Source organism: Micromonospora sp. NPDC048170 (genome assembly GCF_040652795.1).
In the GTDB taxonomy this organism is placed as follows: domain Bacteria; phylum Actinomycetota; class Actinomycetes; order Mycobacteriales; family Micromonosporaceae; genus Micromonospora.
Window position 1 is genome coordinate 1 of record NZ_JBEZMR010000058.1, and the last position, 15,332, is coordinate 15,332.

15 protein-coding genes and 1 pseudogene are annotated in these 15,332 nt (G+C 73.9%); 13 read left to right on the forward strand and 3 right to left on the reverse strand.

The window, feature by feature from the left end; genetic code table 11:
• Positions 1-183 precede the first annotated feature (183 nt).
• Together AB0D32_RS32250 and AB0D32_RS32255 are read left to right on the forward strand one after the other, a co-directional pair.
• Positions 184-1,293: a DUF916 domain-containing protein gene (locus AB0D32_RS32250; protein WP_357098585.1), complete on the forward strand. Its 1,110-nt coding sequence runs from the start codon at positions 184-186 to the stop codon at positions 1,291-1,293.
• A complete protein-coding gene (locus AB0D32_RS32255) occupies positions 1,290-2,156 on the forward strand; it encodes a hypothetical protein (protein WP_357098588.1) in 867 nt (288 codons plus the stop codon). The genes AB0D32_RS32250 and AB0D32_RS32255 overlap by 4 nt, the downstream gene beginning before the upstream one ends.
• Before the next feature lie 61 nt (positions 2,157-2,217).
• On the opposite strand, the gene AB0D32_RS32260 is transcribed toward AB0D32_RS32255, so the two are convergent.
• Positions 2,218-2,880, reverse strand: coding sequence for a TetR/AcrR family transcriptional regulator (locus tag AB0D32_RS32260; protein WP_357098591.1), 663 nt, complete (start codon positions 2,878-2,880; stop codon positions 2,218-2,220).
• Between the two features lie 112 nt (positions 2,881-2,992).
• Here AB0D32_RS32260 and AB0D32_RS32265 point away from each other — a divergent pair, with 112 nt between their 5' ends.
• From AB0D32_RS32265 to AB0D32_RS32290, 6 genes are all read left to right on the forward strand, one after another.
• A complete protein-coding gene (locus AB0D32_RS32265; RefSeq protein ID WP_357098594.1) occupies positions 2,993-4,477 on the forward strand; it encodes an NAD(P)/FAD-dependent oxidoreductase in 1,485 nt (494 codons plus the stop codon).
• A complete protein-coding gene (locus AB0D32_RS32270) occupies positions 4,470-5,384 on the forward strand; it encodes an SDR family oxidoreductase (protein WP_357098597.1) in 915 nt (304 codons plus the stop codon). The genes AB0D32_RS32265 and AB0D32_RS32270 overlap by 8 nt, the downstream gene beginning before the upstream one ends.
• On the forward strand, positions 5,381-6,289 hold the full coding sequence (locus AB0D32_RS32275) for an alpha/beta fold hydrolase (RefSeq protein ID WP_357098600.1): 909 nt from the start codon (positions 5,381-5,383) through the stop codon (positions 6,287-6,289). The genes AB0D32_RS32270 and AB0D32_RS32275 overlap by 4 nt, the downstream gene beginning before the upstream one ends.
• Positions 6,290-6,396: 107 nt before the next feature.
• A complete protein-coding gene (locus AB0D32_RS32280; protein ID WP_357098603.1) occupies positions 6,397-7,500 on the forward strand; it encodes a CapA family protein in 1,104 nt (367 codons plus the stop codon).
• A gap of 62 nt (positions 7,501-7,562) precedes the next feature.
• A complete protein-coding gene (locus AB0D32_RS32285; RefSeq protein ID WP_357098606.1) occupies positions 7,563-8,225 on the forward strand; it encodes a GntR family transcriptional regulator in 663 nt (220 codons plus the stop codon).
• Positions 8,222-9,511: an MFS transporter gene (locus tag AB0D32_RS32290; protein WP_357098609.1), complete on the forward strand. Its 1,290-nt coding sequence runs from the start codon at positions 8,222-8,224 to the stop codon at positions 9,509-9,511. The genes AB0D32_RS32285 and AB0D32_RS32290 overlap by 4 nt, the downstream gene beginning before the upstream one ends.
• 78 nt (positions 9,512-9,589) lie before the next feature.
• Here the strand turns inward: AB0D32_RS32290 and AB0D32_RS32295 are convergent, their stop codons facing one another.
• A complete protein-coding gene (locus AB0D32_RS32295; RefSeq protein ID WP_357098613.1) occupies positions 9,590-10,009 on the reverse strand; it encodes a hypothetical protein in 420 nt (139 codons plus the stop codon).
• 189 nt (positions 10,010-10,198) lie between these two features.
• On the opposite strand from AB0D32_RS32295, the gene AB0D32_RS32300 reads away from it, so the two are divergent.
• The gene (locus tag AB0D32_RS32300; RefSeq protein WP_357098616.1) at positions 10,199-11,284 is read left to right on the forward strand and encodes an S-(hydroxymethyl)mycothiol dehydrogenase; all 1,086 of its coding nucleotides are present in this window, start codon (positions 10,199-10,201) and stop codon (positions 11,282-11,284) included.
• A complete protein-coding gene (locus AB0D32_RS32305; RefSeq protein ID WP_357098619.1) occupies positions 11,281-11,913 on the forward strand; it encodes an MBL fold metallo-hydrolase in 633 nt (210 codons plus the stop codon). The genes AB0D32_RS32300 and AB0D32_RS32305 overlap by 4 nt, the downstream gene beginning before the upstream one ends.
• Before the next feature lie 78 nt (positions 11,914-11,991).
• Here AB0D32_RS32305 and AB0D32_RS32310 read toward each other — a convergent pair whose 3' ends face one another.
• Positions 11,992-12,939, reverse strand: a complete 948-nt coding sequence (locus AB0D32_RS32310) for a sensor histidine kinase (RefSeq protein ID WP_357098622.1) — start codon at positions 12,937-12,939, stop codon at positions 11,992-11,994.
• 123 nt (positions 12,940-13,062) lie between these two features.
• Here AB0D32_RS32310 and AB0D32_RS32315 point away from each other — a divergent pair.
• The 3 genes and pseudogenes from AB0D32_RS32315 to AB0D32_RS32325 all read left to right on the forward strand — a co-directional run.
• Positions 13,063-13,284, forward strand: a pseudogene (locus AB0D32_RS32315) (DUF3626 domain-containing protein); the annotation flags it as partial.
• A gap of 163 nt (positions 13,285-13,447) precedes the next feature.
• Positions 13,448-14,146 (forward strand): hypothetical protein, encoded by a 699-nt coding sequence (locus AB0D32_RS32320; protein ID WP_357098625.1) that lies wholly within the window; start codon positions 13,448-13,450, stop codon positions 14,144-14,146.
• Between the two features lie 594 nt (positions 14,147-14,740).
• Positions 14,741-15,332 (forward strand): hypothetical protein (locus tag AB0D32_RS32325; protein WP_357098628.1); only part of this gene is annotated, 592 nt, incomplete at its 3' end.

Genomic DNA, 15,332 nt, shown 5'->3' on the forward strand with positions numbered 1-15,332 from the left:
GTCGCAGAACCAGATACCGGAGACCTCTTCAGTTATCGATCACCGCCACGCCGCAACTTCACGGACACAGCCCGACTTACGAAACACGCCTTAGGTCGGCGTCGGGTCACCGGTGGGGCGGGACGTCGCGTCCCGCCCCACCGGCCACCCCGCCCACCGTCTCCACCCCCTCCGGAGCCCGGCATGTCCCTCGTCACCCTCCTGTCCCGGACCGGTGCCACGCTCGCCGCCGTGCTGCTCACGGCCGCACTGGCGCCGCCGGCCGCCGCCGCGCCCACGCCGTCGCCGGCCGGCACACCGGCCAAGCCGGCCCCCGGCGCCGCCGCGACCCGGTGGGCGGTGCAGCCGTCCGGGCCGGACGGCCCGACCGGGCGCAACTACTTCATCTACGACCTGGCCCCCGGCAGCACCCTCACCGACCACGTCGGCGTCAGCAACCTGAGCGACCGGCCGTTGACCTTCCAGGTGTACGGCACCGACGCCTACACCACCGCCGACGGTGCCTTCGCACTGCTGCCGGCGGACCGGTCGGCCACCGACGTCGGCTCCTGGATCCGCTTCGACCGGCGTAGCTGGACGGTCGCGCCCGGACGCCGTGCCGACATCCCGTTCCGGCTCAGCGTGCCCGCCAACGCCACGCCGGGTGACCACGCGGGCGGGGTGATCGCGGCCATCGCGCAGGCCCGCACCACCGCCGACGGGCAGCAGGTCCGGGTGGACCAACGGCTGGCCGCGCGGGTCTACCTCCGGGTCGACGGCGACGTCCGCCCCGCCGTCACGATCGAGTCGGTGAGCGTCGGCTACGACACCCCGATCAACCCGGCCGCCGGCGGCGACGCCCTCGTCACCTACCGGCTGCGCAACACCGGCAACGTGCGCGTCGGCGGAACCGGCACGGTGGCCGTCAACGGGCCGTTCGGATGGGAGCTGGCCCGTACCGCCCCGGTCGACCTGCCCGAACTGCTGCCCGGCGGGGTCTTCACCGTCACCGAGCGGATCACCGGCGTGCCACCGGCGCTCCGGCTGACCGCCGAGGTCGACCTGGCGCCGACCACCGTGGACACCGCGCTCCCGCCGGTGCTCCGCTCCGCGAGCACGTGGGCGCCGCCGTGGCTGCTGCTCGCTCTGCTGGCCGTGCTGGCCGGCTGGCTGGCCGTCCGCTGGCACCGCCGCTCCGCCGCCGCGAGGGCGACCGGCACCGAGGGCCCGCCGGCGCAGGGCACGAGGCCTGATCCAGACCCTGCCGTGGCCGGTCCGCCGCCAGCCGGTCCGCCCGCGGCCGGCACGTCGTGAGGCGGCTCCTGCCGGTCGGCGTCGCGCTGCTCGCGCTGGCCTCCGCGGCACCCGCCACGCCCTCACCCGTGCCCGACGGCACACCGCCGGTCCCGCGGATCGCCGTGCCGGCCGGCACGTTCCGCTCCGGCGAGCAGGTCCTGGTGACCCTCGCCGACTGGCCGGCTGGCACCGTGCAGATCGAGGTCTGCGGCAACGGAGGACGGCGCGGCGCGCTCGACTGTGCGACCGGCCGGGCCGGTCACGGGCAGGTACCGCCATCGGGCGCGGTCACCCTGCCGATGGTGCTCGCGGCCCCGCCGGTCGCCTGTCCCTGCCTGTTGCGGGCCCGTACGCCCACCGGCACCACCCACGCCACCGTCGACCTGCCGCTGACCGGCGTGAGCGCGCCTCCCGCCCCCACGACGGCCGGCACCGCCGAACTGGTCGTCGCCGGGCTGCGTGCCGCCGACGACTCAGGGGTGCCGGGCTGGTTCGGGCTGCCGGGGGACCTGACCGTGGATCTCACCCTGCGCAACGCCGGCCCCACCGACGCCGTCGACCCCGCGTTCACGCTGCTGTTCGGTCGCCCCGGGCAGGTGCGGACGCTCGTCGCCGCTCCGCCGCTCGGCACCATCGGTGCCGGGCAGACCCGCGAGTACCGGATCCGGGTCCCGATGGACGTGGCGACCGTCGGTCGGCACGAACTGCACGGCCGGATCGAGTCGGCCGGCCCGCCCGTCGCCTTCACCGTCGAGGCGGCGCGCCACCCCTGGGGTCTGCTGGGCCTGGCCGCCGTGCCGTTCGTGTGGGTGTTGGCGCGGCGGGACCGGCGACCCCGGCCGGCGCACCGAGCCGCTCGGCGGGCCGGCCGCCGAGCCTGACGCCGGCAGCGCGGCGGAGACCCGCCCGGCTCGATGCCGGGTGGCCCGCGGTGCGGCGGAGTCAGGCCGGCGGGGGATCGGTGTCGCGGTAGATCGCCGATAGCCAGACGTCGCGCAGTACGTCGACCGCGTCCCGCTCGGCCACCGCCGGCCCGTCGCCGGCGAAGGTGGCGTACCAGACGCGCTCGTTCATCGAGTTGAGCGCGATGGCGAGATCGCGGGCGGGCACGCCGTCGGGGGCCGCCCCGCGCCGCCGCTCGGCCTCGATCGCCGTCTCGACCGCCTGCACCCAGCGCTCCAGCACGGCCGCCCACAGGTGGCGTACCTCGGCGTTGGTGCCGCGTACCTGGGCGCAGGCCAGCACCACCGCGCGGTGGGCGCCGAACGTCTCGTGGAACCGGCCGATCAGCTCGCGCCAGCGCGCCCGCGGGTCCTCGGCCAGCCGATCCAGCACGTCCCCGGCGGCGGCGTCGGCCTCCTCGATGACCCGGTCCAGCAGCGTCAGCAGCACCGCGTCCTTGGACGGGAAGTAGAAGTAGAAGGTGGGGCGGGAGATGCCCGCCCCGCGCGCAAGCTCGTCGATGGAGATGTCGGCGAAGGCCCGCTGCCGCAGCAGCCGCTCGGCGGTGGCCAGGATGGCCAGCTCCCGTTCGTCGCCGACGGACCGCGCCGCGCGCCGCCCGCGCCCGGTGGCGTTCCCGGTTGCCGTACGGGCGGGCGTCATGCCCGGTGACTCTACACCGGCTCGACACCGTGTCGACGGAACTCGACATGGTGTTGACGTGCCTCGACGGCCGTGGCTAGTGTCCGGGTCACCCCCGCGGACGGGAGACGAGATGGCCACCGACCACGTCGACGTGCTCATCGTCGGTGCCGGTCTGTCCGGCGTCGGCGCCGCCTGCCACCTGCGCCGCGACTGTCCGGAGAAGACGTACGCGGTGCTGGAGGCCCGCGACGCGATCGGCGGCACCTGGGACCTGTTCCGCTACCCCGGCGTCCGGTCCGACTCCGACATGTTCACCCTCGGCTACTCCTTCAAACCGTGGACGGCCCCGAAGGCCATCGCCGACGGCGACTCCATCCGTGACTACGTACGCCGGACCGCCGACGAGTACGGGGTCACCGAGCACATCCGGTTCCGCCACCGGGTGCTCCGCGCGGACTGGGACGGCGAACACGCCCGCTGGACGGTGCACGCCCACCGCGACGACACCGGCGAACCCGTGGTGCTGACCTGCTCGTTCCTGTTCACCTGCGCGGGCTACTACCGCTACGACGCCGGCCACGCCCCGCCGTTCCCGGGCACCGAGCGGTTCGTGGGGCGGATCGTGCACCCGCAGCACTGGCCGGCGGACCTCGACCACACCGGCAAGCGGGTGGTGGTGATCGGCAGCGGCGCCACCGCCGTGACCCTGGTGCCGGCCATGGCCGAGCGCGCCGCCCACGTCACCATGCTCCAGCGCTCACCCACGTACGTCATGGCGCTGCCCTCGCGCGACGTGCTCGCCGACGCGCTGCGGCGCTGGCTGCCGGCGAAGGCCGCGTATCTGGTGGTGCGCTGGAAGAACATCCTGCTGGCCACCGCCAACTTCCAGCTCAGCCGGCGCGCGCCCGCCCTGGTCAGGAAGCTGCTGCTGCGCGCCGCCCGGGGCCGGTTGCCGGCCGGCTACGACGTCGACCGGCACTTCTCGCCCCGCTACGACCCGTGGGACCAGCGACTGTGCGTGGTGCCCGACGGCGACCTGTTCACCGCGTTGGCGAGGGGGCGGGCGGCGGTGGTCACCGACACCGTCGACACCTTCACCGAGCGCGGCGTCCGGCTCTCCTCCGGCGAGGAGTTGGCGGCCGACGTCGTGGTCACCGCCACCGGGCTCAACCTGCTGGCCCTCGGCGGCATGACGCTGAGGGTGGACGGCGCCGAGGTGGAGCTGCCCCGCACCGTCGCCTACAAGGGCATGATGCTTTCCGGGGTGCCGAACTTCGCGATGACCATCGGTTACACCAACGCCTCGTGGACGTTGAAGGCCGACCTGGTCGCGACCTACGTCTGCCGGCTGCTGCGTCACCTGGACCGCACCGGCCAGCAGGTCGTCACCCCGCTGCCGCCGCCCGACGGCGAGCTGGTGCCCATCATCGACCTGGCGGCCGGCTACGTGCTGCGCAGCGTCGACGTCCTGCCCAAGCAGGGCACCCGGGCGCCGTGGCGGTTGCACCAGAACTATCCCCGGGACGTCCTGCTGATGCGGCGCGGCCGGCTCACCGACCCCGGCGTGCGGTTCTCCCACGCCGGCACACCGGAAAGGAGGACCGTCCGTGCGTAGGTTCGTCTTCGCCGGCGGGACGGCCGTGGTCACCGGCGCCGCCAGCGGGATCGGGGAGGCGCTCGCCCACTCACTCGCGCGCCGGGGCAGCGACCTGGTGCTGGTCGACCGGGACGCCGGGCGGCTCGACGCCGTCGTCGCGGCGGTCCGCGCCGCGCACCCCGACCGGCAGCTCACCACCTACCTGGTCGACCTGGCCGACGCCGCCGCCACCGCGCGGGTGGCAGCGGAGATCCGGCAGCGTCACCCGGCGGTCCGGCTGCTGGTCAACAACGCCGGCGTGGCGCTGGGCGGCCGGTTCGACCAGGTGAGCCTGGACGAGTTCAGCTGGGTCGTCGACGTCAACTTCCGGGCCGTGGTGCAGCTGACCCATGCGCTGCTGCCGACCCTGCGGGACGAACCGGGTGCCCACCTGGTCAACGTCTCCAGCCTCTTCGGGATCCTCGCCCCGGCCGGGCAGGCCGCCTACGCGGCGAGCAAGTTCGCCGTCCGCGGCTTCACCGAGGCGCTGCGCCACGAACTGGCCGACGACGGGATCGGGGTGACCTCCGTGCACCCGGGCGGGATCCGTACCCGGATCGCGCAGAACGCCCGGGTGGGGAGCGGCGTACCCGCCGAGGAGTTCGAGACCGGCCGCCGGCAGTTCGAGAAGCTGCTCACCATCGACCCCGCCAGGGCCGCCGAGGTGATCCTGCGCGGCGTGCAGCGTCGCCGCGGCCGGGTGCTGATCGGCTGGTCGGCGAAGCTGCCCGACCTGCTGGCGCGGGTGGCGCCGACGTCGTACCACCGGGTCCTGGCCTTCGGGCTCAACCGCCTCGCGGGCGAGCCCACCCGGCGCGCGGGCACCGCGCCGCCCGGCTCGCCGCCGCGGCAACCCGACGCCGACCCCGCCGGGGAGCCGGCGTGAGCGCCCCGGCCGGGCGCCCGCACCGGCACGTCACGGTGGACGGCCGGCGGGTGCGCCACCGCGTCGACGGCGACGGGCCCCCGGTGCTGCTGCTGCACGGCATCGGCCGCACCCTGCGCGACTTCACCGAGCTGCACGAGCTGCTCGCCGAGCGGTTCCGGGTGCACAGCGTCGACCTGCCCGGCTACGGCGGTTCGCTGCCGATGGCGCGGCCCTGCACCCTGCCGGCGCTGGCGGACTTCGCCGCCCAGTACCTCGACGCCGTCGGCGTCGACCGGCCGGCGCACGTGGTCGGCAACTCCCTCGGCGGTGCGGTCGCCATGCGCCTCGCCGCGTCCGAGCCGGCCCGGGTGGCCAGCCTGACGCTGGTCAACAGCGCCGGATTCGGCCGGGAGGTGACCATCGCGCTGCGGCTGCTGGCGCTGCGCCCGCTGGGCCGGCTGCTGCTGCGGCCCACCCGGTGGGCCGCCCGCCGTGCCGAGCTGTCCCTCTTCCACGACCCGGCCTTCGCCACCGCCGAACGCGTCGCCCACGCCCTGGAGGTCGCCCGCCAGCCGTACGCCGCCCGGGTGATGCTGGAGACCGCGCACAGCCTCGGCACCTTCCGTGGCGTGAGCCCGAAGTGGCGGGAAGAGCTGCTGGCCGAGGTGGAGCGGCTCGACATCCCCACCCTGGTGGTCTGGGGTGACCGGGACCTGATCCTGCCCGCGGCGCACCTCGACGCCGCCCGGGCGCGGCTGCCGAGGGCCCGCACCCACCTGTTCGAGGATTGCGGGCACATGCCGCAGATCGAGTGCGCCGAGCAGTTCCACCGCCTGCTCGTCGACTCCTGGTCCGCCTCGCAGCGGGACGCCACCACCGAGGACGCGACCAGGGACCGGCCTGCGGTCGCGGAGATCGGCTGACCGCCAGTCCGGTGCCCGGCCACCGCCTCCTGACGCCCGGCCGGGCGGTATCACCTGCCGGGAGGTGAACGGGCGGCCAGGCGGGGAAAGCGGGCCGGGTGCCCGACGTGACCCTCTTTCTCGGCGGCGACGTGATGACCGGCCGGGGCGTGGACGCGATCCTGCCCGCGCCGGGCCCGTCCGAGCTGCGCGAACCGGCGGTACGCGACGCCCGCGACTACGTCGACCTCGCCCGGGCCGCCAGCGGGCCGATCCCGCGCCCGGCACCCCCGGCCTGGCCGTGGGGCGAGGCGCTCGACCTGCTCGGCGGGCTCCGGCCCGACGTACGCCTGGTCAACCTGGAGACCGTGGTGACCGGCCGGGGCGAGTTCGCCCCGGCCAAGGCGATCCACTACCGGATGCACCCGGGCAACCTGGCCTGCCTCACTGCGGCCCGGCTCGACGTCTGCGCGCTGGCCAACAACCACAGCCTCGACTTCGGCCCGGTCGGGCTCAGCGACACCCTCGACGCCCTGGCCGGCGCCGGCATCGCCACCGTCGGCGCGGGCCGGGACGCGGCGGCGGCCTGGGCACCGGCCCGGGTACCGCTCGGAGCGGGCCGCCAGCTGCTGGTCTGGTCGGTGGCCGCGCCGTCCAGCGGGGTGCCCCCGCCCTGGGCGGCCACCGCCGGCGGGCCCGGGCTGGCATACCTGCCGGAGGTGTCGGCTGCCGCGGCCGACGCGCTGGCCGGGCGCATCGCCGCCGTGGCCGGACCGGGGGACCGGCTGCTGGTCTCCGTGCACTGGGGCACCAACTGGGGGTACGAGGTGCCGCCCGGGCACGTCGAGTTCGCCCACCGGCTGGTCGACTCCGGCGTGGACGTGGTGCACGGCCACTCGTCGCACCACCCGCGCCCCGTCGAGGTGTACCGGGACCGGCTGATCCTCTACGGCTGCGGCGACCTGGTCGACGACTACGAAGGCATCGGCGGACAGGAGGCGTACCGGCCGGAGCTTCGGCTGCTCTGGCTGCCGACCCTCGACGCGGCGACGGGCGAGTTGCGGCGGCTGCGGGCGGCCCCGGTGCGGATGCGCCGGATGCGGCTGGAACGGGCCGTGCCCGGCGACGCCCGCTGGCTGGCCGGGCTGCTCGGCGGTTTCGGCCCGCCGTTCGGGTCCGAGGCCGCCCTCGACGGCGACGGGCTGCTGACCCTCCGCCCGCGTCGCGGGTGACGCGGGCCACCCCGGGCAGGGGCGCGGCAGGGCGACGAGCTGGAGAAACGCACCATAGATACATGACGCATCCCTCTCCGTCGGGCCAGACGGCCACGCTCTCGGCCGCCGAACGCGCCTACCGGCACCTGAAGCGGGAGATCCTGGAGCAGATCCACCCGGGCGGGTCGCTCGTCAGCGAGGGGGAGATCGCCGAGGCCACGGGGGTCTCCCGAACCCCGGTGCGGGAGGCGCTGCTGCGCCTGGAGGCGGAGGGGCTGGTCCGGCTCTACCCCAAGCGGGGTGCGCTGATCCGCCCGGTGTCCGCCCGCGAGATCACCGACGTCATCGAGGCGCGGCGGCTGGTCGAGCTGCACGCCGCCGAGCGGGTCTGGCCCCGGCGTGCGGCGCTGCGCGGTGATCTCGCCGCCCGGCTGGCCGAGATGCGCGACGCACACGCCGCAGGCGACCTGACCGCGCTGATGCAGGCCGACCGCGCGTTCCACGCCACGGTGGTGGACGCGGCCGGCAACGAGATCCTCGCCGAGCTGTACCAGCGGCTGCGCGACCGGCAGTTGCGGATGGGGGAGGCCAGCATGCGGCTCTCGCCCGGCTGGGCCGAGACGGTGCTCACCGAGCACGCCGAGCAGCTCGCCGCGCTCGACTCCGGCGACCCCGGGCGCTGGCTCGCCGCCGTCGCCGCGCACATCGACAACGCCGCGGACGTGCTGCGGACACTGCGGTGAGGGTGCTGACCGCGCCGGTCGGCTCGCGCCGGTCCGCGGGCGGGCTCGTCTGGGGCGTGGCGGTGGCCGCGTACGTGGCAGCCATCTTCCACCGCAGCTCGCTCGGCGTCACCGGCGTCGACGCGGCGCACCGATTCGGCGTCAACGCCTCGGCGCTGGCCACCTTCTCCGTCGCCCAGCTCGCCGTGTACGCGGCCATGCAGGTCCCGGTCGGCGTGCTGCTCGACCGGTTCGGGTCCCGCCGGCTGCTCATCGTCGGCGGCGCGTTGATGGTCACCGGTCAGCTCTGCTTCGCCCTCGCCAGCGACGTACCTCTCGCGATCGCCGCCCGCGTGCTGATCGGGCTCGGCGACGCGATGACCTTCATCAGCGTGCTGCGGATCGTGGCGCTGTGGTTCCCGGGCAGGCGCTACCCGATGATGACCCAGCTCACCGGCATCCTCGGCCAGCTCGGGGCGCTCCTCAGCGCCGTACCGCTGGTGGCGTTGCTGCACCGGGTGGGCTGGACCCCTGCCTTCCTCACCGCCGCGGCGGTCGGGGCGACCGCGCTGCTGATGGTCGTCGTCGCCGTCCGCGACACCCCGCACGGAGAGGCCCCCGCCGGCGCGGCGTCCACCCTCGCCGACATCCGCCGCGAACTCGCCGCCACGTGGGCCCAACCGGGCACCCGGCTGGGGCTCTGGACGCATTTCGTCACCCAGTTCTCCGGCGCCGTGTTCGCCCTGCTCTGGGGGTACCCGTTCCTGGTGCAGGGGCAGGGGCTCACCCCGACCACGGCGGCGTCGCTGCTCACCCTGATGACCGTCGCCATGCTGCTGACCGGGCCGGTGATCGCGCACTTCTGCGCCCGGCACCCGTTCCACCGGTCGGTGCTGGTCTTCGCGATCACCGGCGCCACCGCCGTGGTCTGGGCCGTCGTGCTCGCCTGGCCGGGACGCGCGCCGGGCTGGCTGCTGGTCACGCTGGTGCTGGTGCTGGCGGTCAACGGCCCGGCCTCCCTGATCGGGTTCGACTACGCGCGCAGCTTCAACCCGGTCAACCGGATCGGCAGCGCCACCGGCGTCGTCAACGTCGGCGGCTTCGTCGCCTCGATCGTGTTGGTGCTGGCCGTCGGCGTGGTGCTCGACCTGGCCACCCCGGCCGCTCCGGATCTGACCGCCTTCCGGTGGGCCTTCGCCGTGCAGTACGTCCTGTGGGCACTCGGCGCGGTCCAGGTGCTGCGCTACCGCAACGCGGCCCGCCGCGAGGTCGCCGCGCGGACACCCGTCGCCGCGACGCCCGCCTGACCCGGCCAGCCCGCCAGCCACAGCCATCGGGGCAGGCCCGCCCCGCCGTGGCGGTCCCCGGCCTGCCTGCCCAAGACCTCAGTGGCGCCGGCGGCCGTGGGTGAGGTCGTCCAGCAGCAGGGTCAGGCCGGCCCCGAGCAGCCAGACGTCCTTGGCCAGGCCGGTGCCCTGCTGCGTGGGCCTCAGGCTGCCCGGCTCGCGCATTCCCGGTGTCCTGAGGTAGAGCTGCACGAGGCCCGCGCCGAACGCGGCCAACCCCAGACCGGCCAGTGCCGACGGGACGAACGGCGCGAGCAGGGCGGCGCCCAGGGCGATCTCGGCCCGGGAGAGCAACCGGGCGAACCGGTCCGGGTCGAGCTGCCGGAGCTGCGGCACGGCGCCGACGGCCATCCCGTGCACGCCCTGCGCGGCCTCGCCCTCCAGCGACCGCTTGCCGATCCCCGAGTTGAGGACGAACGCGCCGATGCTGACCCGCAGCGGCAGATGGCTGACCCTCATGTGGCGCACTCCCGTCCGAACGTCGAACCGTGCCCCCGCCTACCCCTCGCGGCCCGGGATAACCGCCCGACGGGTCCGGGACGTCCGCGACGATCGGGGGTAGGTTCGCCCGAGACACATGATCGGGGTGCCGTGTCAGCACACCGACGGACGGCGGCGCGGCGCGTCGGCGTGGAGCAGGAGGAAACCGTGAGCCAGCAGGTCAGGGGAGTCATCTCCCGCAGCAAGGGGGCGCCGGTCGAGGTGACCACGATCGTGTTGCCGGATCCGGGGCCGGGCGAGGCGATCGTACGGATCCAGTCCTGCGGGGTCTGCCACACCGACCTGCACTACCGGGAGGGCGGCATCAACGACGACTACCCGTTCCTGCTGGGGCACGAGGCGGCCGGCGTGGTCGAGCAGGTCGGGCAGGGGGTCGACACCGTCGCGCCGGGCGACTTCGTGGTGCTCAACTGGCGGGCCGTCTGCGGGGTGTGCCGGGCCTGCCGCCGGGGTCGGCCGTGGTACTGCTTCGCCACCCACAACGCGACCCAGAAGATGACCCTCACCGACGGCACCGAGCTCACGCCGGCGCTGGGCATCGGCGCCTTCGCGGAGAAGACCCTGGTCCACGCCGGTCAGTGCACCAAGGTTGACCCGGCGGCCCGGCCCGCGGCCGTGGGGCTGCTCGGCTGCGGCGTGATGGCCGGCCTGGGGGCCGCCATGAACACCGGCGGGGTCACCCGGGGCGACTCGGTCGCCGTGATCGGCTGCGGCGGCGTCGGGGACGCGGCGGTCGCCGGTGCGGCGCTCGCCGGCGCGACGACGATCGTCGCGGTGGACACCGACCCCCGCAAGCTCGACTGGGCGCGGAAGTTCGGCGCCACCCACACGGTCGACGCCACGCAGGACGACCCGGTCGAGGCGATCCGTGCCGCCACCGGCGGCTTCGGCGCCGACGTGGTGATCGACGCGGTCGGCCGCCCCGAAACCTGGAAGCAGGCCTTCTACGCCCGCGACCTGGCCGGCACCGTCGTGCTGGTCGGCGTGCCGACCCCGGAGATGACCGTCGACCTGCCGCTGCTCGACGTGTTCGGCCGTGGCGGCTCGCTGAAGTCGAGCTGGTACGGCGACTGCCTGCCCAGCCGGGACTTCCCCGTGCTCACCGAGCTCTACCTGCAGGGCCGGCTCGACCTGGACGCCTTCGTCACCGAGGAGATCGCCCTGGACCAGGTCGAGGAGGCGTTCGCCCGGATGCACCGCGGCGACGTGCTGCGCTCGGTGGTGGTCCTGTGACGGCGGCCCGGGTCGACCACGCGGTCACCTCCGGCACGTTCTCCCTAGACGGCCAGACCTTCGACGTGGACAACAACGTCTGGGTGGTCGGCGACGACGCCGAGTGTGTCGTCGTCGACGCCCCGCACGACGTCGACGCGATCCTGGCCGCCGTCGGCGACCGGCGGGTACGGGCGATCCTCGCCACCCATGCGCACGACGACCACGTCCGGGTGGCCCCGGCACTGGCCCGGGCCACCGGCGCGCCGGTGCTGCTGCACCCCGCCGACCGGGTGCTGTGGGACATGGTGCACCCCGACGAGGCGCCGGACGGCGAGCTGCGCGACGGGCAGAGCGTCGAGGTGGCCGGCACCACGCTGACCGTGCTGCACACGCCTGGCCACAGCCCCGGCGCGTGCAGCTTCCACGCGCCGCAGCTCGGCGTGGTGTTCACCGGCGACACGCTCTTCGCCGGCGGGCCGGGGGCGACGGGACGCTCGTACAGCGACTTCGGCACGATCGTCGCCTCGATCCGGGACCGGCTGCTCACCCTCCCGCCGGAGACGGTCGTGCACACCGGGCACGGGGATAGCACCACCGTCGGTGCGGAGGCTCCCCACCTCGACGAATGGCTGGCCCGCGGGCACTGACCCACACCCACCACCGGTCGGGCCCGGCCGTTCGTCGTCGGTCGGGTCCGGCCGCTCGTCGTCTGTGCGGGGGCTGTGTCAGGCCGGGCGTCGCACGTACAGCCGGATCGTCGTTCCGGCGGCCGTGCTGTGGACGCGGACCAGGTCGCACAGCGCCTGCACGATCACCAGCCCCCGGCCACCGATGCCGTCCGCGGCCGGGGTGAGCCGCCCGGCCAGTGGGTCGGCCAGCCACCCGTCGTCGTGGATCTCGCAGACCAGGTGCTCGGCGGTACGCCACACGCGCAGCACACCGCCACCGTCGGCGTGCGCGACGCTGTTCGTCGCCAGCTCGGTCACCGCGATCTGCAGGTCGGCCAGCCGGTCCTCGTCCAGCCCCACGCCCTCGCCGTGCCCGGTCACGAACCGGCGCACGGTCGACAGGGTGTCGAACTGGTAGGCCAGCGTCGACACCGGCTCCGCCGGGGTCGACAGGGGCGTGTTGTAGCGGGCGACCACCTCCGCCGGGGCGTACCGCGCGCTCGGGCGTCGCCCGGCGTCGTCGACGAGGACCGGGTGCGTGGCGTGCGCGTCGGCCAGCACGTCGGCGTCGAGTCCCGCCACGTCGTACGGGCAGAGGATGGTCGCCTCTCGGCCGGCGAACGCCATGTTGATCAGCGCCTCGTGCTGGGCGCACGCCGGATACTCCGTCGCGCTGCGTCCGGCCCAGATCGGCTCGCCGATGATCCGCACCCGACGGCCGGGATGCTGCTCGATGAACGCCTGCAACACCCAGGGGATGATCCGGCCCGGGTTCCGGCCGGCCTGCGTCATGTCGGCCCAGCGCACCGCGTCGGCGGGACCGACCGCGGCACGGACCAGCCGCAGGTTGGCGGCGGGCATCGCGACCAGCACCGGCTCCCCGGCGGCGAGCCCGCCGGTGACGAACGGCACCGTGCCCGCGAGCAGGCCGTCCGGGCCGTGGTAGAAGAGCCCCTCGTGTACGAAGGAGCCCGCCGCCTCCGCGACCACGGCACCACCCGTCAATTCGTCGCCTTCCACATGGCGCCCCCACTGTAATCGCCGGTGCGCCCGCGCACCCATGACGCCCCCTGACCCGGAAAAACGGGATGCGGCCCGGCTCGCGCGCGGGGAGGGGCCGACGGGCGTACGGTCGCCGCCGCCCTCGCCGCCGGGGGCGTCTACCGCAGCCGGTTCGAGACCGGCATCTCCAACGGCGGGCTGACCGCCTTCCCCGGGGCGACGGATGTCACTCTCCAGCACCTCAAGCAACTCTGGCACGCCTCGTCCGGTTCGGCGCCCCGCAGGCCTGAAACGACCGTACCGGCGGGCCTGGGCCTCCTGCGGCGCCATGTCCTGACCGTCGAGTGACCTGGACCGCAGCCTTTCCAGGCCGGGGCATATCCGGAATGACCGACAGCGCAACCTGGTTGTGTCCCCCGTACCGCCGGAATCGAAACCTCGTCCGGTATGGCAGTTCCCCCGAGGAGTGCTCATCCAGGGAGCGCTTCGCCTGACCGAAAGGGCAACCATCGTGAAGTACGACTTCACTCGATGGCTCCCGGCCATCGCGAAGGACTCGAACCGTAAGATCGCGCTGAGCGTGGTGGGTGTCGCCGCCCTCGGTGGCCTCGCCTTCGGGCCGACGGCTGTGGCCGCCCCGGTCGCGACCGCACCGCACGAGGGTGCCGTGGCGGCGATCGAGCAGGCCACCGGCATGGGCAGGCCGAGCGCGGCCGAGGAGTCGGCCCTGACCACGGGCGGCACCACCACCAAGCCGGTCGCCGACAAGCCCGGTCGCGAGAAGCTCATCCCGCACGGCGTGCAGGGCGCCCAGTCGCGCATTCCGCTCGACGACGCGCAACTCGCCAACGCCAAGGCCATCATCGAGGAGGCCAAGGACACCGGCGTGGGTGAGCGGGGCGCCGTCATCGGCATCGCCACCTCGCTACAGGAGTCGAAGCTCTACAACCTCGGCCACCTGGGCACGTACAACGACCACGACTCGCAGGGCCTGTTCCAGCAGCGCCCGTCGACGGGTTGGGGCTCGCCCGACCAGATCACCGACCCCGAGTACGCCTCGCAGGCGTTCTTCGAGGCGCTCAAGAACGTGGGCGGCTGGCAGAACCTGCCGCTGACCTCCGCCGCCCAGACGGTGCAGGTCTCGGCCTACCCCTTCGCGTACGCGCAGTGGGAGGAGCAGGCGGCGGACGTCGTCTCCGAGCTCTGGTGACACCCCCGTGACCCGACCGGCCGGTCCCGACCAGGGGCCGGCCGGTCGGCGTCATCCCGCCCATCCCGCCAACCACCCCCGTGCGAGATCTTGGCGGAAATTGGCCCCCTCCAAGGGCCGTCTCTTGCCAAGATCTCTTTCGTCTGACCGCGAGCCCTGTGCTCATTGTCGGGATCTCGCGCGATTGTCCGTTGAGATGTCGCCCCGGTCTGGCACGGCCGGGCGGGGTGCCCGGTTTGGGGGTGTGGCCGGGGGCATCGTGGGGGCGGAATCGTGGCCGGGGCGGGGTCGTTACACCATGCGTACGGCCGAGCAGCATCGCAGGATCGAGTGATGGGTGCACCGCCTACAGGGTTGGTGTGCCGGGCTCCCGGAATGTTGGTGGGTCGGCGGTCGTTACACATGGTCGCGGCTGACGTGAGGGCATCCCCCCGCCCCGCCGGCAGCCCGATCCCTACCGGCCCTATCCCGGCCGGTTGCTGTCGGAGATTTCCCCCTTGTTTGTTGAGCGCCGGACGGTGCTTGCATCCGCACGTGTTGTGCCCGGTTCCTCTTTCGGGTGTGTGGGTGCCAACCCCCGAATGGAGCATCATCATGAAGACGATCTTCCGTAACAGTGTTCTGGGTATTGCGGGTCTCGCGTTTGCCGGTGGTGTGGCTGCCGGCCCGATGACCGACGCCGCGGTCACGGCGGCTCCGGTCGACGCCACGGCTGTGGCGGTGCGGGCTGACAAGCCTGCTGTGGACAAGGCGAAGTTGGTTCCGCATGGTGTGCAGGGTGCGCAGTCGCGGATCGACCTGACCGACGAGCAGGTTGCCAACACCAAGGCGATCATCGCGGCGACGAAGAAGGCTGGTATGGACGAGCGGGCCGCGGTGGTGTCGATCGCGACCGCCCTGCAGGAGTCGAAGCTGGAGAACCTGGGTCATCTGGGTGACCGCAACGACCACGACTCGCAGGGTCTGTTCCAGCAGCGCCCCTCCAGTGGTTGGGGAACGGTGGAGCAGATCACCGACCCCGAGTACTCCACCACCGCGTTCCTCAAGGGCCTGAAGCAGGTCGACGGGTGGCAGGACATGCCGCTGACCAGGGCTGCGCAGACGGTGCAGGTGTCGGCGTACCCGGATCACTACGCGCAGTGGGAGCAGCAGGCCGCTGACCTGGTCGCCGAACACTGGAACAGCT